Annotated in this window: 19 protein-coding genes; 11 read left to right on the top strand and 8 right to left on the bottom strand. The window is 57.0% G+C overall.

What is annotated here, in order from left to right:
• Nucleotides 1–11 precede the first annotated feature (11 nt).
• Nucleotides 12–1862 (bottom strand): hypothetical protein, encoded by a 1851-nt coding sequence (locus HMPREF3039_RS03070; RefSeq protein ID WP_231863828.1) that lies wholly within the window; start codon nt 1860–1862, stop codon nt 12–14.
• A gap of 396 nt (nt 1863–2258) precedes the next feature.
• Between HMPREF3039_RS03070 and HMPREF3039_RS03065 the strand changes: the two genes are divergently transcribed.
• On the top strand, nt 2259–5420 hold the full coding sequence (locus HMPREF3039_RS03065; RefSeq protein WP_082770054.1) for an autotransporter family protein: 3162 nt from the start codon (nt 2259–2261) through the stop codon (nt 5418–5420).
• 354 nt (nt 5421–5774) lie between these two features.
• On the top strand, nt 5775–6518 hold the full coding sequence (locus tag HMPREF3039_RS03060; RefSeq protein WP_147549463.1) for a PEP-CTERM sorting domain-containing protein: 744 nt from the start codon (nt 5775–5777) through the stop codon (nt 6516–6518).
• A gap of 156 nt (nt 6519–6674) precedes the next feature.
• Here HMPREF3039_RS03060 and asnS read toward each other — a convergent pair whose 3' ends face one another.
• From asnS to HMPREF3039_RS03025, 5 genes are all read right to left on the bottom strand, one after another.
• Nucleotides 6675–8042 carry an asparagine--tRNA ligase gene (asnS, locus tag HMPREF3039_RS03055; RefSeq protein ID WP_067572172.1) on the bottom strand — a complete coding sequence of 456 codons (1368 nt, stop codon included), beginning with the start codon at nt 8040–8042 and terminating at the stop codon, nt 6675–6677.
• 107 nt (nt 8043–8149) lie between these two features.
• On the bottom strand, nt 8150–9430 hold the full coding sequence (locus tag HMPREF3039_RS03050; RefSeq protein WP_147549469.1) for a C39 family peptidase: 1281 nt from the start codon (nt 9428–9430) through the stop codon (nt 8150–8152).
• A 427-nt stretch (nt 9431–9857) separates the two neighbouring features.
• On the bottom strand, nt 9858–10460 hold the full coding sequence (locus tag HMPREF3039_RS03040; RefSeq protein WP_067572087.1) for a hypothetical protein: 603 nt from the start codon (nt 10458–10460) through the stop codon (nt 9858–9860).
• Nucleotides 10461–11355: 895 nt separating this feature from the next.
• Nucleotides 11356–11673, bottom strand: a complete 318-nt coding sequence (trxA, locus tag HMPREF3039_RS03030; protein WP_067572089.1) for a thioredoxin — start codon at nt 11671–11673, stop codon at nt 11356–11358.
• A 38-nt stretch (nt 11674–11711) separates the two neighbouring features.
• Nucleotides 11712–12407, bottom strand: a complete 696-nt coding sequence (locus tag HMPREF3039_RS03025; RefSeq protein WP_147549472.1) for a hypothetical protein — start codon at nt 12405–12407, stop codon at nt 11712–11714.
• A gap of 189 nt (nt 12408–12596) precedes the next feature.
• On the opposite strand from HMPREF3039_RS03025, the gene HMPREF3039_RS03020 reads away from it, so the two are divergent.
• From HMPREF3039_RS03020 to HMPREF3039_RS03000, 5 genes are read left to right on the top strand one after another with little or no spacing between them, the layout of a single operon-like run.
• A complete protein-coding gene (locus HMPREF3039_RS03020) occupies nt 12597–13277 on the top strand; it encodes a hypothetical protein (protein ID WP_067951909.1) in 681 nt (226 codons plus the stop codon).
• 27 nt (nt 13278–13304) lie between these two features.
• A complete protein-coding gene (locus tag HMPREF3039_RS03015) occupies nt 13305–14489 on the top strand; it encodes an HlyD family secretion protein (protein ID WP_067572095.1) in 1185 nt (394 codons plus the stop codon).
• A 14-nt stretch (nt 14490–14503) separates the two neighbouring features.
• Nucleotides 14504–15727 carry a prenyltransferase/squalene oxidase repeat-containing protein gene (locus HMPREF3039_RS03010; protein ID WP_067572096.1) on the top strand — a complete coding sequence of 408 codons (1224 nt, stop codon included), beginning with the start codon at nt 14504–14506 and terminating at the stop codon, nt 15725–15727.
• Between the two features lies 1 nt (nt 15728).
• A complete protein-coding gene (locus tag HMPREF3039_RS03005) occupies nt 15729–16979 on the top strand; it encodes a prenyltransferase/squalene oxidase repeat-containing protein (protein ID WP_067572098.1) in 1251 nt (416 codons plus the stop codon).
• Nucleotides 16976–18088 (top strand): glycoside hydrolase family 43 protein, encoded by a 1113-nt coding sequence (locus HMPREF3039_RS03000; RefSeq protein WP_067572103.1) that lies wholly within the window; start codon nt 16976–16978, stop codon nt 18086–18088. Before HMPREF3039_RS03005 ends, HMPREF3039_RS03000 begins: the two co-directional genes overlap by 4 nt.
• Nucleotides 18089–18285: 197 nt before the next feature.
• On the opposite strand, the gene HMPREF3039_RS02995 is transcribed toward HMPREF3039_RS03000, so the two are convergent.
• Nucleotides 18286–18705, bottom strand: a complete 420-nt coding sequence (locus HMPREF3039_RS02995) for a hypothetical protein (protein WP_067981816.1) — start codon at nt 18703–18705, stop codon at nt 18286–18288.
• Between the two features lie 245 nt (nt 18706–18950).
• The gene (locus HMPREF3039_RS02985; protein ID WP_147549478.1) at nt 18951–20498 is read right to left on the bottom strand and encodes an ankyrin repeat domain-containing protein; all 1548 of its coding nucleotides are present in this window, start codon (nt 20496–20498) and stop codon (nt 18951–18953) included.
• A 154-nt stretch (nt 20499–20652) separates the two neighbouring features.
• On the opposite strand from HMPREF3039_RS02985, the gene HMPREF3039_RS02980 reads away from it, so the two are divergent.
• The 4 genes from HMPREF3039_RS02980 (at nt 20653) to HMPREF3039_RS02965 (ending at nt 25388) form a co-directional block, all read left to right on the top strand.
• A complete protein-coding gene (locus HMPREF3039_RS02980; RefSeq protein WP_067951933.1) occupies nt 20653–21555 on the top strand; it encodes a LysR substrate-binding domain-containing protein in 903 nt (300 codons plus the stop codon).
• A gap of 120 nt (nt 21556–21675) precedes the next feature.
• Nucleotides 21676–22707, top strand: coding sequence for a YeiH family protein (locus tag HMPREF3039_RS02975; RefSeq protein WP_067572110.1), 1032 nt, complete (start codon nt 21676–21678; stop codon nt 22705–22707).
• A gap of 120 nt (nt 22708–22827) precedes the next feature.
• Nucleotides 22828–23898, top strand: a complete 1071-nt coding sequence (locus HMPREF3039_RS02970; protein WP_067572112.1) for a pyridoxal-phosphate-dependent aminotransferase family protein — start codon at nt 22828–22830, stop codon at nt 23896–23898.
• Nucleotides 23899–24134: 236 nt separating this feature from the next.
• On the top strand, nt 24135–25388 hold the full coding sequence (locus HMPREF3039_RS02965) for a DUF1015 domain-containing protein (protein ID WP_067572114.1): 1254 nt from the start codon (nt 24135–24137) through the stop codon (nt 25386–25388).
• Nucleotides 25389–25390: the final 2 nt, after the last annotated feature.

The raw sequence follows: 25390 nt of genomic DNA, 5'->3' as shown, positions 1-25390 counted from the left end.
CACAAGACACCCTAAGGAGAGCTGCAGTATATTTTCTGATGTTCCGCCCATTCGTCAATGGCGGCTGCTATCCGTTCCGGACTGCCCCTTCCCTTTTCTCTTAATTGATCAAGATCTTTACGCAAATTGCGGCCGTCAAACCGATGTTTGAAATACATCAGGAATTCGGGTTCCGCGCCCATTCCTTCCGCAAGCTTCAAAAATTTCTGCTGTGTTTCCCTGGATTTTTCATACTCCGATTCCACCTTGTAGCTCAGATCTGAAAATATTTCCGCGTGCAGACCGTACAGCAATTCCTGGGCTCCTTCGTCATACTCTTCCTTCCGACCCTCCTCCGGTATTTTAAATACCAAATTCACTTCCTCCCGCCTCTCATGGGAAGGACCCAGGCGTTTTTCCAAAATGAAAAGCAGGCGCAGCCAGGAGGCTGTTTTGAAATCCAGTATTCCCGGGATATTCTTATGCCGCTGATAATCATGATGCAGTAAAGACTCAATCAACCGGTCTGCCTTTTCCAAACCTCCTCTGGAAAAATTCTCGTCCAGAAGCAGAAGGCTGTCCTCAATCCTTTTCTTTTCCATCTCCAGAATACGCTGGCATTCGTCATGAATATATGACGCGCGGGCCTTCAATCCATAGGCCGCCAGCCACCATCTGGCCTCCTGCAAATAGAAACGGGAATCGCCGCACGTGCACCTGATGTTCTTCATCATTTTTTCTTCCAGATCACGCCTTATCCGTTCGCCGTCCGGCCACGACGTTTCCATGGCGACGATGCGGTTAAGCCGCAGCCAGCGTTTCAACTGGAAAAAGGTGGATGACTCATTTCCCCACAATACTTTCCGGCATTGTTGAAACGCTCCGATCAAAGCGTCCGCGGCCTGCATGTCCTTCCTGTCTTTTGTTTGTGAAAAACGGTCAATCGCTTCATCAATATCCTTGCGTGCGCAGACATCCCGCAGATTGTCCCTGAAATCGTCATTCATCCCCAACATTTCCGCCGTGTGCAATAATTTCTGCCTGGACGCCTGGTCCATGAACTCGACAGATTCAATCCGCGTAAAAACGTTCCAATAGGCATCCGTCAGTTTATCCTGCACCTTTTTCTTCAGGTCCGCTCCACGGCTTTTCCTGATATTTTCCCGGCTGGCAATCAGATATTGCCTGCGGGATTCCGGCTCCTGGAGACTGTCCGGAGCCTGACCGGAAAACGCCATGCCGTCCTTCCCCACAGGAGGTGGCGGATCAATGTTGCTGAACGCGACATCCTCCTCCAGAAAAAGGGGATCCCGGGCATATTCCAGAAAATGCATGTACTGCAAGCAGCTTATCATTTCCCGCAGCCTTTCTTCCGGCGCAGGCTTGTCCAGGCAATTGAAGTCTTTGTCCGGCATCCAGTTCACATCCGTCTGCATCCAATTCTGGAGAAAGGTGAAAAATTCCTTCTCCACTCTTTCCGCAAGGGCCAAAAGCTCCTCTCGTTCTTCCGGGGATGGCTTGCCGGAATACGCGGAGCGGATATAGCCCATGACGGCCACCCTGGTCTGAAAACGAAGCACCCGGAGTCCGGACTGGATATAATCGTAAAGATAGGCGCTTCCCACCTTGGCGGGAACAGGGCGCGGGGCTTTTTCCGGCACGTTTTTTTCCCTTGATTCCGCCAGAATACGGTACCTTCCCGGAAGGTAGCCGGCATCCACGGACTCTGTGATCATCCAGAACAGGCGGAAGTAGGTCTGAAGTTTGTACCTCCGGATTTCCGGCGCCGCATTCCCCTGCCCGTCACGGTCGTCCAGACCTTCCAGCTTCTCCAGCACCTTGTCCAGATGACCGGGCACCATCGACCGGTCAAACAGGCTCATATTTTCCTCGATGGCCTGTGTGGCCCGTACATGCGCCGCACATTCCCTCCCCATGCAGGCATTTTAATTGAACACACCAAAAGAGAGCCCGTAAAAAATGCCATCAATGCGCATATAATTTTCATAATCAATAGTATAGTTGTTTTGTAAAGAAATCTTCATCTGTTACGGGTTAAAACGAATTTCTTTCCGGAGCCATCATGAAAACATCGTCATGAATGACACATGGTAAATATAAATGCAATCATTTCATTGTTAAATATTTTAAATACCCGTTCCAACAAAACCCTCCTTGTCATCCTGCTGAACATGTGCCCGCAGGGATCATCTAAAATGCTGGACGCCGTGATTGTCACGAATGCGTAACCACCTAATCATTAAACAAATAAAAAAAGCATGAAATTAAGACTCCCACAGATGTTGCTGGCAGCGGTCATCGCCTGCCTCGGCAGTTTCTCAGTTGCCACAGCGGCTGACTACACTGCAAACAGCGCCGATTCGCTGGTGACAGCCTGGAACCAGGCTGCCGCTTCCAATGAAGCGTCAACCATCACCATCACCGTTCCTGCCGATTCAGACAACATTACGCTGACACAGGAACAGAAGGCCCAGCTGGCGGCCATCTCCGGTACGGGAAGCATCACCGTCCAGATGACTGATGCAAGCGGCAAACTGGTCAATTTCAATTACGACCTGGTCAACGAACAGGTCAAATTCAACGACATTACGCTGAGCGAACCTGCGGACAGCGCCAATGACATCGTTGTCACCAACGCCTCGAACACCACCATTGACGGCCGGAACATTTCCATCGTGGGATCTGAAGACCCCAGGGCCCCCAAGGTTTTCGGCACGGCCATCAAATCCACGAACGGCCAGGTGAACGTCGGCGACAACGTTGCCATTGATCAGACCATCACGGTAGACGGCGTAGCCACCACTACGCAGGATCCGGTGACTCCTCCCACAGGCCAGGCCTATACGAAAACGACTTCTTCCTCTTATCAGGACTCCAATGAAGTAGCCGTACAACTGGGCAACAATGTGTCCCTGGAGGATGCCGTCACGGCCACCGGACAGATCACCAGCGATCCGGATTCCAAGGTTACGCTGAAAGGAGACGTGACTTCCAACGCGGGAATCGGTTCCGTAACGGCGGAAGGATTCGACGCTTCCGGTACCCAGACGAGCAAAACCGTCACGGAATCCATGGACAGCAGCGTTTCCGGCGGCATCGTGCTCGGTGAAACGACTGCGGGAGCCATCACGATCAAAGCCAACGGCGGCCACATCTCCCTGGGAGACAACACCGTTCTGGACGGCACCACCGTTCAGGCTGACTCCGTCGATCTGACCAAGACCGTTTACAACAATACGGACGGCTCCTGGGGCACCGTGGACGGCACTCCCGAAGTGCTGGATACCATCGAAGGCAGCATCGCCCTCGGCCAGAATACCACGGTTAAGGGAAATGCCACCCTGACGGCTGACGACAACATTGCCATCGGGGAAAACAGCCTGATCACCGGCAATTCCGCCGCTGACGGCATCGTAACGGCAGGTGGAGAAATCACCCTCGGCAACGGTACGCAGGTGCTGAACAACACCGCCACCAACGCCGACAAGGCCGCTATCAACCTGGCGGACGGCCAGACGCTGAACATCGGTTCCAACACCGTTCTTTCCGGCAATACGGCCAACGGCGTGAGCGGTTCCGTTCATGCGGGCGTAAACACCCAGATCAACGTATTCACGGACGCCGGCGCCTACACCTACATCAGTGACGGCATCGCTACCGCTACTCCCACCGCATCCACCGCGGACGCAGTCTCACGGGCCGCCGACCAGGCCGCCGTGATGACCAAGACCGGAGCCGGCACCCTTGTGTACGGCGGCACGGGCGCTACGGACACCTTTGGAGGCACCTACCAGCAGCTTGAAGGCAACCTGATCATCGGGAACGCCACCTTCGGCACGCCGGACGCCACCACCGGAAGAGTTGCAGGTCCTGAATCCATCAACTCCGCCGTCATGGGCACGGACACCACCGTATATGACATCCGGACCGGCAGCGTGACTCTGGCCCAGGATTCCACGATGAAGGGGGCTTCCGCCACTTTCAGCGGTGATTCCACCCTGCTTCTGAGCGACGGCTCCGTTCTCGACTTCGGCACCCCGGCCACCTTCACGGACGATTCACGCGTAGGCATCCAGGTTTCCGACTCCGAAGGCAATTCCGTTCCGATCTCCCAACTCAAAAAGGGTACGGAAAGCGTAACAGTGACGCTGAACGGCACGGATATTTCCGGACGTCTGCAGAATGGCCTGTTCCTGACCACCACCATGGCTCCCGGAACGGTTGACGGCACCACCACCATCACCCAGAACATGAGGGGCATTGACGGTGTCATGTCCGGTTACAACGGCAACGTTTACACCACGGCCGTCGGTCTGGAAAACAACCGCCTGAACGCGGTCGCCGGTTCTCCCGCCGCCGAGTTCTACGAAGAACTGTTCCGGGCGACAAATGCCGACCAGGCTGCCCACATGATTCAGTCCGTGAGCGGTGAAAACATCGTGAACTTCACCTGGGCTGCAAGCCGCACCCTGAGAAGCTTCGCCGACCTGGGCCGCATCCAGTCCGCCGCCTCCATGGCGCGCCAGACGGAAGACACCATTGAAGTGGTGGACGCCAAGGGCTCTCCGATCGCCCGCAAGACGATTGCCAAGGGCAACGGCAATATCTGGGTAGGCGGCATGGGCATCTGGGACGACCAGGACGCCCGCGGAGGAGTTTCCGGCTACAAGTACAATGCCGGCGGCTATGCCGTGGGTATTGACTACAAGGCCGCACAGGGTTCCCTGATCGGCATCGCGGCCGGCCAGAGCTTCGGCGACATCAAGGACAAGTCGAACTTCGGTTCCGACTATGACGTCGACTCCTTCCTGGCCATGATCTACGGACGCATGCATCCCTTCAGGGAAAGCAAGTTCACCCTGGACGGCTACGGCGCCTACGGACGCTCCAAGTTCAAGGGCAATTCCTACATCATGGGTTCCGACCTCAACGGCAACGTCGATTCCGACACCTTCAGCGGCGGCCTGTACGCCACGTGGACGGAACGCTTCGCCCTCGGCAAGGCTTACGTGACGCCCTACACCGGGATTGAATTCATGACTTCCGAGCTCAAGGGGTTCTCTGAAAGTGGTCCTTATGGACGCACCTTCGACCACGCCCGGGCCCAGAACTGGACCATTCCGGCCGGCATCACCATCGCCCGCGCCTATCAGACGGACGGCGGCACCACCATTACCCCGGCCCTGACGGTAGCCGTGGCCCAGGATGTGAGCCGCATGAATCCCAAATCCAATGTCACCGGGCCTCTGGGCGCATGGAACGTACGCGGCGTCAACATGGGCCGCACGGCATTCCGCCTGAACGCCGGCATTGACGTGCTCTTCTCCAGCAACTGGGGAGCCCGCGTCTGCTACCAGTTCGAGACCCGCAACAAGCTGACCGCCCACGGCATCAACGGCGCCATCAGCTACACTTTCTAAGTACGACGGCGTTTCAACGCATGCTTTTACTTGGTTATGGTAGGCCCTTTCCCGCCTTGTGCGGGAAAGGGTTTTTCCATGCCCGCGCAGCCACTTTTTCATGTTCCTGCTCTTGTATGTTTTAAAAAAGATAAAATATTGTTTCCTGCGGATTCTCAATCCGGCTTTATAGTTAAGTTAATTGTTAAACATTTATTTGGAGAATGTTATAAATTAAAAGAAGCTTATTGAAAACTTCCTTCCTTTCTTTTTAAAAGCAGGAATGATTTCTTTTAAGGGGTTCTTTAAAAAATATTTGAATTGACGCCGGATTGAGAATCCGTTACATCCGCCTCGTTGAACTATTTATTGGAAATGAAATTATCTGCATTTTGTGTTTTTTGCTGCATGCTGGGCGGTATCTCCCAGGCAGCCACCTATGTCTGGAGCGGAGCGGCCAGCAACGGGATTTACGGAGATTCCGGCAACTGGACGGTAAACAGTTCCCCGAATGGCTATTATCCCCAGCACAGCGTCAATGACGATGCCATCATTGGACAGAATGCGGGCACCATTACCTGGTCAACCGACCAGGATTTTTTCGGCGCCACCAACACCATCCAGATCGGTTCCGGAAGCACATTGGTCTGCAGCACGTCCGTAGGAGATCTCAATGTCAACTCCATCACCCTGGAAGGCAATGCCCACTTGGTTTTTGAATCAACGAACGCCTTGGGGCTGGGCCGCGACTTTACTCTCAACTTCGGAACGTTTACCGCCTCGGAACACGGTTCGTGGACCGCTACTGACATCACCGGTTTCTGGACCAATCACCACTCCGTCCATTTCACCGGAACGCTGGACATGAACAGCCTGACCGGAAGCGGCACCATTGAACTCGCCAGCATCACATCCGACCAGAGGGGGGGGCCCCTGACGCTGGATCTGAGCGGCCTGAACATTGCCAGCACCTCTCAGGTACAGGCAAACGTCACCCAGGTCACGGAAAACGGCGTTACCAAAGTAATTATCAATTATGAAACCGTCCCTGAACCCGCCACTTTTTCCCTGGAAATTCTCGGGTTGGGAAGCTTGCTGCTGAGACGCAGAAGAAAATAACCACCGTTTACCCGGTAATCCATTTTGCCCGGCTTTTCCCCAGGGAAAGCCGGGCTTTTGATTTTCTCCGCTCCGCGGAAAGACGACTTACCTTCAGGATTGCAGGTTCCATGTGCCTCACGGCTGGAAACGGCGGCACGGACTGTCACGTGAACGTTAAAACTCGCAATTCCGCGGCGTGCGGGCAAACGGCAGCACGTCCCGGATGTTCGTTACGCCCGTGATGAACATCAGCAGGCGTTCAAATCCGGCTCCGAATCCGGCGTGGGGAACGGAACCGTAACGGCGCAGGTCGGCATACCAGCGGTAGGCTTCCTCGTTCATGCCCTGCCGCTTCATGTTTTCCAGCAGAATGTCCAGCCGTTCCTCGCGCTGGCTTCCCCCCACGATTTCGCCGATTCCGGGAACCAGCACATCCATGGCGGTGACGGTCCTGCCGTCGTCATTGAGGCGCATGTAGAAAGGTTTGATCTCCTTGGGATAATCGTACACGATGACCGGGCTCTTGAAATGTTCCTCCGTCAGGAAGCGTTCATGCTCGCTCTGCAGGTTGATTCCCCAGGAGACCGGAAAATCAAATGCTCTCCCGCTCTTGAGAAGAATGTCCACGGCTTCCGTATAGGAACAACGCACGAACGGCGTATCCTTCACGTGCTCCAGGCGCTCCCGCAGCCCCTTGTCCACAAACCGGTTCAGGAATTCGATCTCTTCCGCGCTGTTCTCCAGGGCGTCACGGACCAGCTCCCGGACAAATGCCTCCGCCATGTCCATGTCCCCGCGCAGATCGCAAAAGGCCATTTCCGGCTCCACCATCCAGAATTCCGCCGCATGGCGCGTGGTGTTGGAATTTTCCGCCCGGAACGTAGGGCCGAACGTGTAAATATTGCTCAGGGCGCAGGCAAAAGCCTCCCCTTCCAACTGGCCGCTCACGGTCAGATAGGCCGCCTTTCCGAAGAAATCCCGCGCGGCGTCGCGTGAGGCGGCGTCGCCCACGTCCAGCGTCGTCACGCGGAACATTTCACCCGCCCCTTCGCAATCGCTGGCGGTGATGATGGGCGTACTGACCCAGACAAAGTCCCGGGACTGGAAAAACCGGTGGATGGACGCAGCCAGACGGCTGCGCATGCGGAACACCGCGCCGAACAGGTTCGTGCGGGGGCGCAAATGGGCGATGGAACGCAGGAACTCCGGAGTGTGTCCCTTCTTCTGGAGGGGGTAGGATTCCGGAGCGGCGCCGACCAGCTCCAGGGAAGAGGCGCGCAATTCCCAGCGCTGCTTCCCCTGCCCGGCCACCAGGGCGCCGCGGATGCTCACCGCGGCCCCGGTCGTCATCTCTGCAATCCGTTCATAACCGGGGATGCCCGCATCCGCCACCACCTGGAGAGAGGCCACGCTGGAGCCGTCATTGATCTCCAAAAAGGAAAACGCCTTGGAATCCCGGCGCGTACGCACCCAGCCCTGAACCAGCATGTCCGGAATCTCCGCTTCACTGGACAGGGCGTGTTTCACCAATGTTCTGCTGATCATGGCGCAAGTATAATACGCTCCTGCCCGCAGACCAGCCAGAAGTGCCCCGGAAAGGGGAATATCTGCGGTTCTTTCCGCCCGGCCGCAAAAAAAGTCTCCCGTACTTATTTGGACGGCTGCATGACCTGGCGTCCCGTCGTGATGGCGATGGCGTCAGCCATGGGCATTTCCTTTTCCGTATGCTCCGCGCCCCATGAGTCGGAAAAAATGACCGTTTTCTTTTCCTCATCGAAGCCGATGATCAGGCGCAAGTGCCCGCCGCGGGTCTGGGACAGCCTCTTGGGTTCCGGCACAATGCCCAACTGCACGGACCAGAGCACGGGAATGCCCGCAGTGATATAGGGGCGGATGGAATTGATCCACTTGTCCACCTGGTTCTGGGAACCTGCGCGCGCCAGTTTTAGCACTTCCCCGTCCGCGTTGTCCCAGAAGGCCGGCCAGCTCGTCTGGCTGTCCACTTTCTCCTTCTTCAGCTTGGAAGCGGCCCGGTTGTAGGATTTCAATATATTATTGAAATCACGGTAATCCGTCAGGGAATCCAGAACACGGATCCTGATCTGGAACCGCGCTCCTATTTTCTTCAGGTTTTCCGCCATTTCAGCAGTGCTTGTTCCTCCGGAAGCGGACGTATTGCCCAGTGAGGCCAGTTCGTGCTGATCCACATAATCCATTCCATAATAAGCGAACACACGGGCGGCAGTAGCCACCACGCAGTAGCCCTTCTGTCCCTGGTCCACCATGGGGATGTCTTGAATCACGATGCGCTTCCCTTCCTTCTTCACATGCTGCTTGATGTCCGCCTTTTTCGCGCGAGAAGACGTGTCCGCCCGGGCGATGGAAGCTTCCGTAGGCCCTACTTTCAGACGGATGAATTCCGCCTCGAACTCCCGGCCCTCGCGCGACGAGTTGGCCTCCACCACGGCGGCGCCCTTGTCCCATACCCAGGACCAGCCGTTCACCTTCACCACGGCTTCACGGCGGGAGGCGCGGTATTCCTTGGACTTCACGCCGGTGAGGGTGTCCAGGGCCGCCTTGACGCGCTCCAGGCGCGTTTCAAATTCATCCCGGTCAATCGCCCCGTTGTCCCCCTTGTTGTAAATCATGACGGTCATGGATTGGGGTTTATTATCCTTCCAGTTCACCAAAGTCTCTCCCAGGGAAATTTCCCCTATCTTGATACGGGGCCTGGCCATGCGGAGCTGGGTTTTCTCCTTGTCCACCCAGCCGCCCGCTTCTCCATTAAAATACTTGCCGAACAAGTCCTCCCTGGACGAACTCCAGAAGGAGCCGGATTTCAAATCCGGAGCCATGTCACCGCCTGCCAAGGCAGTGGACACCAGGCAGCAGCTCGCGAATACGGACAAAAAGAAAGAAATGAATTTCATGGCGTCAGGGATGTTGAAAGGCAACTCCACCCAGTGGAATTTATTCTTCAATGTATGCCGCAATGCTCCTCATGCCAAGCAAAAAGGAATGAAGCAAATGGGTGCGGAACCGCCGGACAGGAACAGGTTTCGCAACGGCCTGCATCCCCGCAGACGGCCCGATATACATTGTCTGCCGGATTCATCCATTTAAACCCGCCTGTCCGTTAAAATCCCGATCCTCCCCATCCTCTCCGGGAATGCCTCTTGCCCGAAAAGGACTGGAAAACCTGAAACAAGCACAGAAAAGGCTGGATCAACAACTCCCGGAATACAGTCATCAAGAAACCCCGCGGTTCCTGAGAAAGAGCTTTACAAGACTTTATGTCTAATAATCTCCAACTCCGACTCCCCAACCTTACCCCGGGAAAGACACCGCTCACATGAACTAGTCCGAACGCGCGAAACACGGGATAAACCCCTCCATGATTTTCTTAACAATTTCCTCATGGTCCTCAAAAGTGGTGCCATTGCGAAATAAAAACCTGAGAGTTTGATAACTCACATCCCAGCCTTCCTTTCGATACAGATAAAGTGCAAACACTTCCTTGTCCGTTTCACTGTAAAAAAGATCATAATGCTTTGTCCTGATAATTTTAGTCAGCATCGCATTTCTGAAAAAGTTAGTCAGTATGACCTCCCTCGGGGTCTCAAAACCGCGCGGGACGTAAAAATCCTCGGTTATAAATCCGTAGGTGCTGGCCCTGACTTCCAATGATTTTTTCTCGTCATGCAAAACAAGGGTGTCCAGGTTTTCCTCCGGAATGCGAACGTTTCTTCCTATATCGGGACTAAATGATATTCCACTGGCGGGATCAATGGTGAAACTGCTTGGATAACTGATGATGAAGCATGGGGCAAAACGCTCCCGTTCTTCTCCTTTGCCGAACGTCGTCCATTTGCCGGGGAGTTCGGCATCGCCAGCAGAGATGCAATTCCCCAGTCCAAAAAACAGTGCTGCGGAAACAAGGAGGTATTTGATCAGTTTCATAGCAATGAAAACAGGCAGGGGTGAAAATTCATTTGTCTCTCCTTCATTTGCAATACTTCACTCTATAGTAGAGATTCGCACATGTCTATGGAATTTCAATTTCCATTATGGGAAACTGCTTTAAAAATAATGAAATGAATTCCCTTGCTGATAAAAAACAATAACACAAATAACAATAATCCTAAAAGCAAACCGTACACTACTCCATGTACAAGACAAATTGTAAACGTAGCTAAAACGACAGGCACACTTCCGATGATGATAGCTATTATTTTAAAAATGAACGATATTTCCGAATCTTTCGCGATGGCGGAAAGAAACAAGGGGATCAAGTACAATATAAAAAATAAAAATATTAAAGGCATAAATTCATTCTATCAACAAAAATGAAAAACAAGCCGTAGATACCGTATCCGTCAGCTCCTCTGCTTGGCGGCTCCTTTTTTCCCCTCTCTCTCCTTTCTCGCAGGTTTCTTCAGGAATGCTCTGCCGCCAGCTACATGCCGCCATGCAGAAAGGAGGCGTTTCCGGAAAAGAGCCGGAATACTATCTCTGGTCACCTGGACGGGAAGAACGTCTGTTTTAAAAGAGTCGCCGGGCATGGCCAGAACATATGATCACGTTGAAAATTAATAACCGGACACGAAAAATAAAGGATGGCCGCGTCTTCCCCGCCCTTCAGGCACGCGGGCTCCAGGGGCCATGTCCTGCTCCAGGCCTGTCCGGCCCTCTCCGCAGGTTTGCTTCCCAAAAGACAAGTCCTGTTTTTCTGCCATTGAACGGGGAACTCAGGCACCATTCAGAGGAGGAAGAGAAAATGCCTCCGTATAAAAATCCGGCCTCCGGCAAGGTTTTCCCCACCGGAGGCCGGTATTAAATCAATAATCGCGAACGGTTACATGACCGGGCGCAGGCGCTGAAGAATGGCGTCCTTGGAAGTGGCGCCCACCATGGTGTCCATGATTTCTCCGTCCTTGATGATCAGGAGAGTAGGAATGGTGCGCACGCCATAGGTAGCGGCCAGGCCGTTGTTGGCGTCCACATCCACTTTGCCCACCTTGACCTTGCCGGCAAGTTCCGTAGCCAACTGGTCAATGATCGGAGCGATCATGCGGCAGGGGCCGCACCATGTAGCCCAAAAGTCGACAAGCACAGGAATGTCGGACTTCAGGACTTCATCCTCAAAATTTGCTTCAGAAAATACGTTTGCCATAGTACCGCTTAGAGTATTTGGAGAACCGTTATGTTCACTTATTCTTCGTCGTCGGCGACATCGGAGGACGCATCGTCGGCAGGGGCATCCGCAGCGGCTTCGTCAGACGTTTCAGACGCTTCCTCGGCGGCGTCATCGGCAGACTCGTCGCTGGAGGCGGCGGGAGCCGCGGCGGCAGGCTTTTCTTCACTGCCCAGCCAGCCCGTCATGCTGCGGGATTCCAGCGTATCCGTAGCGTACTGGTAACCGACGAATGCCAGGGCAAAAGCCAGGGCCACGAAGGAAAGAACATTCAGAAGGGTATTGGAGCCTTCCTCGGTGTCCTGTTCAAATTTCTTTGCCGTAAAGGAAGCGGAAGAGACGGGAGCCGCGGCGGGAGCCGTATTCAGGCCGATGGTGGCCTGCGGAAGCTGCGCGGTAGCCATCCCTGCTCCGGGAGGCGTCAGGGGAACGGTAGGGGCCGCTGCGGCGGGAGCCACAGGAGTGGTGGCGGAGCCAAGGGCAACCGTCTTCAGGCCGCCGCCAAGCTTGATCCCTCCTCCCAGGCCGGCAGGACGCAGGGGAATGGTAGGAGCGGCAGCGGCGGGCGGAGCAGCCGGCGCGGGCGCTCCGGACACGGGAGGCGCGGCAGGAGGTACGGGCGGCTGGGGTACGGAAGGCGCTGCCGGAGCCGGCGGAGGAGTGGGCGGCGGCGGAGTACCGCCCGGAATGGAGGGGGGTGGTGGATTACTCATATCGGAAAAAATAGCTGTGCTGAAAGATAGCTCTCGCTTATTTCCGTCCGTAAATCAAGAAAAAGAATGCGCAAAGTTCGTTTTCCATGCAATTTTTTTCAATTCGGCCCGTATTCCTCTCCAAACACGCTGTCCGGACTTGCCCTGAAAAGCGTTCTTCCCTACGCTGTCCGACCGGCATTATTTCATATGAAACCCATTACCAAACTAGCTTCCACACAATTGCCCGACGGCTCCATTCTTGAACTCTGGGAACGGGACGGCTTCCATTTTCTGCTCAGGGACGGCATGCAGACGGCTTCCAGTTTTTCCCACGGAAGCAATGAAACGGCGGCGGCCATCGCCACGGCGCCCGTCAAGAGGGCCAACCAGCCCTCCTTCCTTTTGGACGGCCTGGGTCTGGGCTTCACCCTGTTTTCCCTGATGGACCAGGTCCAGAGGGAAAAAGCCAGCTTCGTCGTGGCGGAGCCGTGCAGGGAGCTGGTGGACTGGCACCAGGAATTTCTGGATGGGGAACGTCCCGGATTCCTGCATGATCCCCGCGTCAGCGTGGAATTTTCCACCGCTCTCCAGGTAGCCCGCAAGCAGCAGAAGGGCTTCCACGCCATTTTGTGCCGTTCCACGCACGACCGCATGAACCTGAGCGTAGCGGAAGCTTCCGATTATTTTGCCGCCCTCAAGCAGGGGGGCCTGCTGGTTATCACCGTGGCCCGCCCGGACACCCGGCTGGTACGCACCCTGCAGAAAGCGGGCTTCGAAGTCAGCACGGAAGCGGTGCCCGCTTCACATAAAGGAAAGAAAACCACGTTTCATACCGTTATACTTGGAAAGAAGGGGCGCTTCGTCCCGTTCTCCGCGCGCCAATCCTGATTCATCTCCGATTGTACACCATTGCATATGAAGCATACATCCCTCACCGCCACCGGCCTTCTGGCCGTTCTCCTCATGGGGGGAGCCGCCCTGGCCGACTCCATCGCTCCGGGCATCCTGCTGCCCAAGAAGAACACCAAGTCCATCTCTTTTGCCCCCAAGGGGAGTTCCGACATTTTCCTGATCGGCATCATGCCCCAGGGCAGCTCCGTCAAAAAAGGCGATTCCGTGGCCCAGGCGGATTTCCGTACGCTGGACAAGAGCATTGAAGATTACGAACGGGCCATCAAGAGCAAGAACCTGGAAGTGCTGAAACTCCGTTACGCGCTGGACCAGCAGAAGGAGCGTTCCGCCATGAGTCTCCAGAAATTCCAGACGGCCCTGACGCGCACGGAGGAGGACCAGAAGGACTTCCTGGAAAAGCGCAAGGCCCGCATGCTGGCGGAAGAGGAGGAACGCGTCAACAAGGCCCTGCGCTACATGTCCTACAAGCAGGAGGAGCTGAACCAGCTCACCAAGATGTACAAGGACGACCAGGTGGCGGAGGAAACGGAGGAAATCATCCTGAAACGGCTGAAGAACGAACTCGGAGAAAGCGAGTTCGCCGTCCAGGGAGCCAAACTGGTCGCGGAACTGGCCAAGCTGCGCAATATCCACCGCCTGGGCGAAGACTTCGCCACGGCCGTGAAGGAGAAGCAGACGGACCTGGCGGAAGCCCGCAAGCAGGCGGAATTCGACCTGGAACAGAAAAAAATAGCCCTTACGGAAGCGGAGGTGTCCCTGCGCCGCCTCCAGGACAAATACAACGAGCTGAAAGCCGACCGCGAAATGGCCTCCTTCAAGGCTCCGGAAAACGGCATCCTGCTTTACGGAGGTTACGTGGCGGACAAATGGGTGGCCATCCCCGTGGCGGAAAAGCTCAAGCCCGGCGGCAAGCTGGAAGCCTTTGACAAGATAGCCACCATCGTCCCCCCGGACTCGGAACTGATCGTGCAGGCCACCCTTCCGGATTCCACCGCCACGCCCAAAGTGGGGGAAACCGTCGTCATCAAGGTGACGAACATGCAGATTCCCGGCGTCATCACGGAAGCCAGCCCCATTCCCGGAGCGGACGGCAAGCGCCGCATCATCGTGACGCCCAAGGTTCCCGCCAGCCAGATATTCGCTCCCGGACTGCCCGTCCAGGTGACCATCAAGGATCAGCAGGCCTGATCTCTTCTCCGCGCATGAACAAGGCCGTCCTTTTCCTCTCCGTTCTGAGTGCCTGCACGGCGCTTGGCGCACCCGTGCCGGCGGAAGGCGGGGAAAAAAGAGACACCATTCCCATTGAAAAGGTTCCGGACGTGGCCCCCCCCTCCCGGGAAACGCTGGACCAGTCCATACGCAGGGCGGCGGATTTCCTTCTGGCCAGCCAGAACAAGGACGGCTCCTGGGGGGACCACACGCGCACCAAGGGGCTGAATGTGATCTGCCCTTACCCGGAAGGCCCCAGGTCATTCAGGACCGCCTGCACGTCCCTGTGCGTCATCGGCCTGCTCGCCAGTCCGTTGAAGAATGAACCCGCCGTCAAGGGAGCCGTTGACCGGGCTGTCCAGTACCTGCTTGCCACCCTTCCCCTGCTCAAGCGCGGAGACACGCGCACCGTCCTCGGCGTATGGGGCCATGCCTACGGCCTCTCCGCCCTGTGCCGCGCCGCTGAAAACCTGCCGGAGAACTCCCCGCAATACACGGAGCTCAGGAAGGTGGCCGCCCTGCAGGTGGAGGCGCTGAACTGGATGGCGGACGTCAAAGGCGGCTGGGGCTACTACACCTTTAAAACTTTTTCCAGACGGCCGATGGGGGAACCCACCTCCTTCCTGACGGCTACGGTGCTGATTGCCTTCAAGGACGCCGAACGCGCATTCGGCCTCCAGGCCGACCCCCAGATTGTCAAGCGCGCCGTTGCCAGCCTGGAAAAACAGCGGACGCCGGCCGGGAGCTATGTGTATTCCATATCCCACATGTTTTATCCCGGCAGGCCCATCAACCGCCACACCGGCAGCCTGGCCCGCACCCCCGCCGGAGACCTGGCCTTGATCCAGTACGATCCGGCTTTTGTTTCCAGACGCCAGCTGGAAGACGGGCTGGAACGCATCTGGAGCCGCTCCGGGTGGCTCTCCCTGGCGGTGAAGAAACCCATCCCTCATGAAAGCTTCGCGCAAAATGCAGGCTATTTCTTCTACTACGGGTATTACTACGCCGCCCGCTGCCTTGACCAGGTACCCCGGGAACGGCTGCCGCGCCATGCGGCCCATCTGGCGGACGACATCCTGCCCATGCAGGAGAAGGACGGCTCCTGGTGGGACTATCCCCTCTACAATTATCACAAATTTTATGGCACCGGCTACGCCCTGTTCGCCGTTTCCCGGGTCCGGAGCGCGCTTTATCCCACCACCCCGTCCGCTTCCTGACATGTTCCGCCTTTTGTTTTTCAGCCTGCTTCTGCCTGCGTCCCTGACTGTTTCCGCCAGAGAACCGGAAACGGCACCCGGTGACCGGAAGGATACCATTCCCATTGCAAAAATTCCGGATATTCCCCCTGCTGAACGCGGACAGTTCAGCGCGGCATTTCGCCGCGGCGTGGATTTTTTGCTGGAAAAACAGAACAGGGACGGCTCCTGGGGAGACCACCGGGTGATCGGCACATGGAACATTCTCTGCCCCTATCCGGACGGCCCGCTCACCTTCAAGACGGCGAGCACGGCCCTGTGCATCGCGGGACTTAACGCCACTCCCCTGCGGGACGAACCAAAGGTACGGGAAGCCATGACCCGCGCGGAAGACTACCTGATCCGCACCATGCCCCATTTGAAGCGGGGGGACGCCCTGTGCGTTTACAACATCTGGGCGCATACCTACGTTCTGGACGCCATGAGCATGCGTGCGGCCGGGCTGGACCGCGAAAGCCCGCGCTACAAACAACTCATGGACTGCGCCCGCCTCCAGGTGGACAGGCTCAACGAGCTGGCTTCCGCCAAGGGAGGCTGGGGCTACCTCACCTACATCGGATTCAGCAAACGGCCGGCATCGGAACCCACCTCCTTCCTGACCGGGACCGTCCTCATTTCCGCATGGATGGCCGGTAAGACGTTCGGCCTCTCCCTGGATGAAAAGGTGTTCAGCCGGGCCCTGAAATTCCTCAAATCCCAACGGACCCCGGCCGGAACCTATGTTTACTCCCTGGGCCATTCCTATTATCCCGGCAGGCCCATCAACCGCCACACCGGCAGTCTGGCGCGCACCCCGGCCTGCGATTACGCCATCAGGCTGTGGGAACCGGAAGATGTTTCCATGCGCCAGTTCGTGGACGGGCTGGACCGCCTGTGGAGCCGCCGGGGCTGGCTGACCATGGCCCTCCACAAGCCGGTGCCGCATGAAAGCTTTGCCCAGAATTCCGGATACTTTTTCTATTATGGATATTATTATTCAGGAATGTGTCTGGACATGCTGGCTCCCAATCAGGTAAAACGCCATGCGTCTCTACTGGCCGGCGACATTCTTGCGCGCCAGGGCAGAGACGGTTCCTGGTGGGACTATCCATTGTACAACTATCACAAATTCTACGGTACCGGTTATGCCCTGTACGCCCTTTCCCGGGCATGGGACAAACTGTACGGCCACCCCGACCATTCACCGACCACTTCCGCATCCTCACAGCCATGACCAATATCATCAAACCGCTGCTGTCCCTCCTCCTGTTCTGCGGCACGGCCGCTCTTTCCGCGGCGGACACCCCCGTCAAGCACACTTCCTTCAAGCCCGGAGAAATCTGGACGGACAACAACGGCGTTCACATCAACGCCCACGGCGGCGGCATCCTCTACGACAAGGGGACCTACTACTGGTACGGAGAACACAAGGTGGAGGGCGACGCGGGCAATTACGCCCAGGTGGGCGTCCACTGCTATTCCTCCAAGGACCTGTACAACTGGAAGGACGAGGGAATCGCCCTGAAAGTGGTGGAAGGGGACAATTCCCATCCCATCGCCAAGGGGTGCATCCTGGAACGCCCCAAAGTGGTTTACAACAAGAAGACCAAAAAGTACGTGATGTGGTTCCACTTGGAACTCAAGGGAAAAGGCTATGGAGCCGCGTACGCGGGAGTGGCCACGGCCACCAAGCCGACCGGGCCGTTCACGTTCCTGAAGGCCGGGCGCGTCAATCCGGGTAAATGGCCCCTGAACCTGGACAAGAAGGACCAGACCACGGAATTCACCAAGGAAATGCCCGACTACGTCCGCATCATCAGGCGGGACTACCCCGGCGGCCAGATGAGCCGGGACATGACCATTTTTGTGGACGACAACGGCAAGGCCTACCATATCTATTCCTCGGAAGGCAACATCACGCTCCACATAGCGGAACTCACGCCGGACTACACCGGCCATAACGGGAAATACGTCCGGGCTTTCGTCAACCGCTACATGGAGGCTCCCGCCATCTGCAAGCACAAGGGCAAATACTACATGATCGCTTCCGGCTGTTCCGGCTGGGCTCCCAACGCGGCCCGCAGCGCCGTGGCCGACCGGATTGCCGGACCGTGGAAGGAACTCAAAAACCCCTGCGTGGGCCCGAAGGCGGGCATCACCTTCGGCGGCCAAAGCACGTACATTCTGCCCGTGCAGGGCAAGCCCGGCAAATTCATCTTCATGGCGGACATCTGGCGGCCCAAAAACGCCATCGACGGACGCTACCTGTGGCTGCCCATGAAATGGGAAGGCGACCAGATCAAGCTGGAATGGAAGGATGAATGGACGCTGGAAGATTTGTGATTGAAGGTCCGCATCCGCGGATGCCGGCTCCTATTCCTCGCTGAAGGGTGCCTGCCGAGAAACAGCACGGAGAGCTGGCTCCTCCCGCATTTCCGGACGCAGGGGAAAACTGCCTCAGCCTCCTTTAAGGAATCCGGCCTGTTCCCTTTTTCAAGGAACAGGCCGGATTCTTTTTTCAAGGGCAGTAAAAACTGCTGTTAACGGGATTTTTTGCTCGCAATGATGTAATTCCTCATGCGCTGGTCAGCCGGAGTGGTGGGACGCACGCTGGTAACCCACTTGCCGTCCTTGTCCTTCTTCTTCACTTCCGTCCTGTCGCGGTAAAGCTTCGCGGAAAAATTGTCGGAATCCAGAATTACCGGACCGGGGCCCCTGGTGACGAGGGGAGCGGGCGGCACTTCCGCAACAACGGTCAGGGGTTCACGCAGGGATTCGTACCAGTACACCAGTTCCTGCTGGCCCTGGGGATTGACGGGATACGGAACGTATGCGCCGTTATTGGCGGAAACCTTCACATAAGCCGGTTCCGGAAACGTAGTCTGATAAGAAGAAGGGGAACAGGCCCCCAACAGCATAAGTCCGGCGGCGCCGGTAATGATCATGGAATGCAGTTTCATATAAACATTGGAGTCTCCGCCGTGCGCCACCGTTCAGACGATGAACGGCAACAGAATGTCACCCATGACGGAACAGGCGGCTGAAAATGAACGGGGACAGGCATGGACCACCGGCATTCCCCCGCCTGCCTCACGCCGTTTTTCAGAGCCGGGCTCCGTCCGGAATTCACCGGGAAAATGTTCCGGAAACCATGGAGGATTGCCGTCACCCCAGCTCCGGACCGGCGCCATGTCCGGGAAAACCGCTATTTACGGCCAGCAGCCTCCTCTTCTTTCCTTCTTTTTTCTGCCCCGGTCATTCCTCCATTTTCCCGGATCAGGGAGGCTGCTTCCCCATGGCCATTTTCCAGGGCGATGTCCAAGGCGGTCCGTTCCCGCCGGTCTTCTGCGTTGATCATTCCCCAGCATGTCCCCAGAATCCGGACCATTCCGGAGGAACCCGCCGCGGCGGCCTCCATGAGCGGCGTAACCGCCCCGGTGGGAAGAATGTGCTGTTCATGCAGCCGTATGCGGGACGTCAAAAACCGGAGCGCGTCTTCATCCTGTAACCTGACGGCCAAAAAAACGGCCTGCCACGGAGAGACGGCATCCTCCAAATCCGTGCGCAGTTTTTCCAGATTCTCCGCCAATTCCCCGTATTGCGCCGCCAAAGGCCCTCCGGCGGCGGCCTTGTGCTTCATCGCAAGACGCGCCTCTCCGAATCCGGCAAAGGAACGGGGAGGACATTCAAAACCTTCCGCCTTTCTTTCCGGAGCCAGTCCGGCCAGCGTCATCAAATCCCGGCACCGCTGCCGGTACAGCCATGTCCAGTGCGCCGTCATGTAAATGTCAATGCCGGAACTCCAGAAATAAATTCCGGGTTGTATCTCGTATTCCACGGACATGCCCACATAATACCTCCACGCACAATCCGCCGCTTTCAGCTTTTTTTTCCATCCGGTCTCCAACCCGGGCCTGTAGCCGTCCTCCCTCAGCAGGGCCGTCCTGATGCCGTCCAAACGGGCTTTCCAGTAATTCCGGTACTCCATCATCATGGATTTGATGAAAGGATAGTCGGACAAACATACGGCCTGCTCTACCCTGTGCAGAACGGGATCATCCTCCTGCCAGCCGGGATGGACGGGAACGGCATCCACCAGGGGATAGGCATGTGTCGCACACGCCGTATCGGCAATGGCCATGACCCTTTCCATCTTTTTAAAAGCCCGGTGCACCAGCACTTCCGCCTCTTCCGTGTCCCTCAGCTTCTCCCCGAATGAAGATTCCTCCAAGTCCGGGTATTCCTGGCGCTTCCGTCCGGCCAGAAGCCACGCCCGGTAAAATTCTTCATCCGCCTGAAGGAATTTCTCCCAGGCGGCCTGCGTCCCCGCCCAGGCAAGCATGACCAGCTCGTCCTGCAATTCCTGCATGGGCATTTCATACGCCATGCCCCCTTTGAACGGAATCAGTTCCGCCTTCACAAACCACCGTGAAACCAGCCATGCGACCACGGGAGCATACAGGGAATCCAGCTTTGACTGCCAATAGGCGTCCAGCCTGGCGGCGGCTTCCGCCAGGGCGCGGGCATCCTTCGCTTTCCTGGCGGCATCCACTGCCTGTTCCAGGCGGGCCGCCTCGCGTTCATCCGGTCCGGGAAGCGCCCGTTTGCCATAAGCGGGCATGTATTCCGCAAACGCTTTCAGCGTACCGGAAGGCAGCAGCCATTCATCCATTTTTTGATTCCACTCCTTCCCGGAAGCCCATCCGAATAAAAACAATGCGGCCGCGGCTATCGTCCATAATCTGATTATCATGCTGCCCCGTTCTCTTCCTTCCGGACAAGCCGGACGAGCCGGCATTCTATCATAACAAGTTTTTCACTCCCATCAGCTTCAGCAGGAAAAAACGGATGAAGGAAAGGAGCTTGCCGGAACCAAGGCGGCATGGTTGAATGGCATCATTCCTCCCATGATTACGGATTTCCGACTGAAAGTTTTTGAAACCGTTGCGCGGCGGCTCAACTTTACCCGCGCGGCGGAGGAATTGTTCATTACCCAGCCTGCCGTCACCCGCCATGTGAAGGAACTGGAACGCCTGCTTGACGCTCGGCTGTTTAAACGGGAGGGGCGCGGCATCGTCCTGACAAGGGAAGGAAGCCGCCTGCTGGCCCATTCCCGCAGGATTCTGAAGGAATATGAGGCGCTGAACGAAGACATGGCATCCGCCGGGAATGCGCCCGTATCCGGCGAATTGGGCCTGGGGGCCAGTTCCACGATGGCCCAGTACGTGCTGCCTCCCCTTCTGGCTTTGTTCAGCCGCCGTTATCCGGATATCCGCATACGGCTGAAAAGCGGCAATACGGAAGAAATAGAACAAGCCGTGCAGGATGAAACCGTACAGCTCGGCATTGTGGAAGGCACGGCAACCAGAAAGGACCTCCATTATCTCCCCTTCCTGGCTGATGAAATCATTCTGGCGGGAGGGACGCAGGCCGCGCCGACGCCCCGGGACGGCCTTACCGCCGCCCAGCTTTCCGGCATTCCCCTGATCATGCGGGAACCCGGATCCGGCACGCGGCGGATCGTGGAGGAAGCGCTGAAAGCCCAGGGAGTCTCCCCGTCCGAACTGCATGTCCTGATGACACTGGGCAATACGGAGAGCATCAAACTTTACCTGGAACATTCCCCGGCGTGCGCCTTTCTTTCCTCCCTGGCCGTCAGGGAAGAGCTCAAGAACGGGAACCTGAAAAGAATCCCCCTGCGCCACATGGAAATCCGCCGTTCCTTCCATTTCGCGACCGGGCATGGAGATCACAGCAGGATCAACGAGTTGTTCATCAGGTTCTGCAAGAACTATTATAACAAAATCTAATCGACTATAACCGTTTTTGATTAGATTTCATCATGAAACAGGAGTATATATCCCGTTCAGCCGTCCGGCTCCCGGTCATCGGAACGCCGCAAACGGCCCGGACCATCATCCGCTCACATCATGTCTCCCAAACGACTCGCCAATCCCCTGCACGGCATTCTGCTGATCGTTCTCTTCTCCTTTTCCGCCTGTTACATTGCGGATTTCCAATGGGTGAAGCACCTTTCCTTCAGCCCGCTGATCGTCGGCATCGTGCTGGGGATGATTTACGCCAACAGCCTGCGCAACCATCTGCCGAAAACGTGGGTCCCCGGCATTCAGTTCTGCACCAAGCAGGTTTTGAGAACAGGCATCGTCCTGTACGGATTCAAGCTGACGTTCCAGAGCGTGATCGACATCGGAGGCGCCGCCCTGCTTATTGACGCGGTCGTCGTGGCCTTCACCATCCTGCTGGGCGCGGGACTGGGCCGCCTGCTGAAGATGGACCGGGATACGGCCCTGCTGACCTCCATCGGCAGTTCCATTTGCGGAGCCGCCGCCGTGCTGGGGGCGGAACCCGTCGTGAAAAGCCAGCCGTACAAGGCGGCCGTGGCCGTCTCCACCGTCGTTATCTTCGGGACGCTCTCCATGTTCCTTTATCCGGCCCTGTTCCGGGCCGGAATGCTGGACCTGACGACGGAACAAATGGGTCTGTTTACGGGAGCCACTCTGCATGAAGTGGCGCACGTGGTCGGCGCCGGCAACGCCATGGGGCAAGCCATTTCAGACCCGGCCATCATCGTCAAGATGATCCGCGTGATGATGCTGGCCCCGGTACTGGTCATCCTGAGCATCATCCTTTCCCGCAGGGAAGCCGCTGCCGGACAAACGGGGGAAAAACGGAAAATCACCATTCCCTGGTTCGCTTTCCTGTTCCTGGCCGTCATCGGCTTTAATTCCCTGCATCTGCTTCCCTCCGGGCTGGTGGACGCCATCAATTCCCTGGATACGTTCCTGCTGACCATGGCCATGACGGCTCTGGGCGCGGAATCCAGCTTTGAGAAGTTCAAAAAAGCGGGCGCGCGGCCCTTCCTGCTGGCGGCGCTACTGTACGCGTGGCTCTTCTTCGGCGGCTACTGGCTTGTGAAAGGAATGACGGTCTGGATGGCCTGAGAAATGCCGTGACATGGTGAAACCGCACTTCCAGCCATCCGCCTCCCCCAACCGCAAAGAATTTTGAATAGCCAAACGGTTTGAAGACGCTATAGTACACGTACCCAGTTTCTAAAACCAATGGCAACCAAATTATTCATTCCCGGACCCACCGAAGTAGCACCTGAAGTACTCGCCGCCATGAGCGGCCCGATGATGGGTCACCGATCCAAGGCGGCCTCCGCCCTGCAGCGCCGCATTTCCGACAATCTGCGCCGCATTCTGCTGACGGAACAGGAAATCCTGCTTTCCACGTCTTCCGGCACGGGCCTGATGGAAGGCGCCGTGCGCTCCTGCACCGCCAAGCGCGCCGCCATTTTCTCCGTGGGCGCCTTTGGCGACAAATGGTACAAGATCGCCACGGGCAACGGCGTCCCCGCCGACATTTTCAAGAGCGAGCTCGGCCAGCCCACCACCCCGGAAATGGTGGACGCCGCCCTGTCCACCGGCAAATACGACACGATCTGCATCACGCACAACGAAACTTCCACCGGCATTCAGAACCCTGTGGAAGAAATCTCGGAAGTACTTAAAAAGTACCCGGATGTCGTCTGGTGCATGGATGCCGTCAGCTCCGCCGCCGGTTCCCGGATTGAAACGGACAAGCTGGGTGTGGACGTGCTGGTGACTTCCACCCAGAAGGCGCTGGCCCTGCCTCCCGGCATGGCCGTCTGCACGCTCTCCCCGAAGGCTTACGAACGCACCGCTTCCGTTCCCAATCGCGGCTGCTATTTTGACCTGCGTTCCATTTACGACACCATCCAGAAGAAGGATTACCAGTACACGAACACCCCGTGCGTTTCCATCATGTACGCCATGGACCTCCAGCTCCAGCGCATCATGCAGGAAGGTGTGGACAACCGCTTTGCGCGCCATGAAGCCATGGCCGAGTTCGTGCGCTCCTGGGCGGACGAATATTTCAGCGTTTTCGCCAACCGCGACCACCTTTCCCGCACCCTGACGGTGATCAGCAACACGCGCGACATTGACGTAGCCGCGCTGAACAACGCTTTGATCGAACGCGGCATGCAGCTTGGCAACGGTTACGGCGACTTGAAGAACAAAACGTTCCGCATCGCCCACATGGGCGAACTGACGATGGACGACATGCGCTCCATCACCTCCAACATTGTGGACATCCTCAAGATTTAGCAATCCCACTCCGTTCCCTCTTTCCTGGACCACCGGGAAAGAGGGAACCACAGCCCGCTTCACAGGGAGAAGATTCTCCCGGATGGGCATTTTCCGGATTCTTCCATTTTTCCGATTCGGCAGGCTTTCCCACCCGGCATGCACCGCTGTTCATTGCGGCATGTATTTTGGCGGGGCTTGTTTCCCCCATCCGCTCCCTGTATCATCGCTGCCACTCCTAACCGTTCATCTTTTCCATGTCCACTCTCCACCCCTTCCCCGCCCTGCGGCCTCCACGGGATATGGCCGCCCGGGTGTCCTCCCTGCCCTATGACGTCATGAACCACCGGGAGGCCAAAGAGATGGCCGCCGGAAACGACGCCTCCTTCCTGCATATCTGCCGTTCCGACATTGATACGGGCGAGGAAGCCATCCATGCCCCGGAAACCTACGCCAGGGCGAAGGAAAATCTGGAGGCCTTCATCCGGAAAGGCTACCTCGTCCGGGACGGCGCACCGTCCTTTTACATTTACCGCCAGATCATGTGGGGTCGCGTGCAGACGGGCATCGTCGGCTGCGCCTCCGTGGACGAGTATGCGAACGGCACCATCAAGAAGCATGAACTGACCCGCAGGGAAAAGGAACTGGACCGCATTGAGCATTTTGACGCCTGTTCCGCCCAGACGGAACCGGTCTTTCTGGCGTACCGGAAGCATGAGGGCCTTTCCGGCATCATCCGGGAATGGATCAAATTCCATAAGCCGGAATACGATTTCACCACGGAGGACGGCGTAACCCACATTCTGTGGCCCGTTGCCGATCCCGAAACCGTGGAAGCCATCCGGAAAGGATTTGAGGAAGTGGAAGCTTTGTACATTGCGGACGGCCACCACCGCACGGCCTCCAGCGCCGCCGTCTCCGCCAGACGCCGGAAGGCGCATCCGGACTATACGGGCCAGGAGGAATTCAACTATCTGATGGCGGTTGTCTTCTGCGACGAGGACCTGTTCATCATGGATTACAACCGCGTCGTGCGCGACCTGAACGGCCTGAGCCGCGACGAGTTCATGCAAAAGCTTCAAACCGTTTTCGACGTAGTCCCCGCAGACACCGTTCCGGGAGAAGGCTACGCCCCGCGCGCCAAGCACGAATTCGGCATGTATCTGGACGGCCGCTGGCATTCCCTCACCGCCAAACCGGGCACTTTCGACGCGAACCATCCCATTGAAAGCCTGGACTGCGCCATCCTCCAGGCCAACCTGCTGGCCCCTATCCTGGGTATTGACGACCCGCGCACCAGCGACCGAATCGACTTCGTGGGCGGCATCCGCGGCCTGGGAGAATTGGAACGCCGCTGCGCCGAAGGAATGGCGCTGGCCTTTTCCCTGTATCCCGTCACCATGGACGACCTGTTCCGCGTGGCGGACGCCGGGGAAATCATGCCCCCCAAATCCACCTGGTTCGAGCCCAAGCTGCGCAGCGGGCTTTTCGTCCACACCATTGAACATTAACC

This window comes from Akkermansia sp. KLE1798 (genome assembly GCF_001580195.1).
Classification (GTDB): Bacteria; Verrucomicrobiota; Verrucomicrobiia; order Verrucomicrobiales; family Akkermansiaceae; genus Akkermansia; species Akkermansia biwaensis.
The sequence above is the reverse complement of the archived record's forward strand: the minus strand, read 5'-3'. Positions and strand labels throughout refer to the sequence as shown.

Bases quoted from the DNA above. Each gene is read 5' to 3' on its own strand.
- HMPREF3039_RS03005 (WP_067572098.1), top strand. From the start codon at position 15,729: ATGTTCCGCCTTTTGTTTTTCAGCCTGCTTCTGCCTGCGTCCCTGACT.
- HMPREF3039_RS03025 (WP_147549472.1), bottom strand. From the start codon at position 12,407: ATGAGTAATCCACCACCCCCCTCCATTCCGGGCGGTACTCCGCCGCCG.
- HMPREF3039_RS03020 (WP_067951909.1), top strand. From the start codon at position 12,597: ATGAAACCCATTACCAAACTAGCTTCCACACAATTGCCCGACGGCTCC.
- HMPREF3039_RS02980 (WP_067951933.1), top strand. From the start codon at position 20,653: ATGATTACGGATTTCCGACTGAAAGTTTTTGAAACCGTTGCGCGGCGG.
- HMPREF3039_RS02975 (WP_067572110.1), top strand. From the start codon at position 21,676: ATGTCTCCCAAACGACTCGCCAATCCCCTGCACGGCATTCTGCTGATC.
- HMPREF3039_RS03010 (WP_067572096.1), top strand. From the start codon at position 14,504: ATGAACAAGGCCGTCCTTTTCCTCTCCGTTCTGAGTGCCTGCACGGCG.
- HMPREF3039_RS02995 (WP_067981816.1), bottom strand. From the start codon at position 18,705: ATGAAACTGCATTCCATGATCATTACCGGCGCCGCCGGACTTATGCTG.
- HMPREF3039_RS03040 (WP_067572087.1), bottom strand. From the start codon at position 10,460: ATGAAACTGATCAAATACCTCCTTGTTTCCGCAGCACTGTTTTTTGGA.
- HMPREF3039_RS02970 (WP_067572112.1), top strand. From the start codon at position 22,828: ATGGCAACCAAATTATTCATTCCCGGACCCACCGAAGTAGCACCTGAA.
- HMPREF3039_RS02985 (WP_147549478.1), bottom strand. From the start codon at position 20,498: ATGATAATCAGATTATGGACGATAGCCGCGGCCGCATTGTTTTTATTC.
- HMPREF3039_RS03050 (WP_147549469.1), bottom strand. From the start codon at position 9,430: ATGAAATTCATTTCTTTCTTTTTGTCCGTATTCGCGAGCTGCTGCCTG.
- HMPREF3039_RS03000 (WP_067572103.1), top strand. From the start codon at position 16,976: ATGACCAATATCATCAAACCGCTGCTGTCCCTCCTCCTGTTCTGCGGC.
- trxA (WP_067572089.1), bottom strand. From the start codon at position 11,673: ATGGCAAACGTATTTTCTGAAGCAAATTTTGAGGATGAAGTCCTGAAG.
- HMPREF3039_RS03060 (WP_147549463.1), top strand. From the start codon at position 5,775: ATGAAATTATCTGCATTTTGTGTTTTTTGCTGCATGCTGGGCGGTATC.
- HMPREF3039_RS02965 (WP_067572114.1), top strand. From the start codon at position 24,135: ATGTCCACTCTCCACCCCTTCCCCGCCCTGCGGCCTCCACGGGATATG.
- HMPREF3039_RS03070 (WP_231863828.1), bottom strand. From the start codon at position 1,862: ATGAGCCTGTTTGACCGGTCGATGGTGCCCGGTCATCTGGACAAGGTG.
- HMPREF3039_RS03065 (WP_082770054.1), top strand. From the start codon at position 2,259: ATGAAATTAAGACTCCCACAGATGTTGCTGGCAGCGGTCATCGCCTGC.
- HMPREF3039_RS03015 (WP_067572095.1), top strand. From the start codon at position 13,305: ATGAAGCATACATCCCTCACCGCCACCGGCCTTCTGGCCGTTCTCCTC.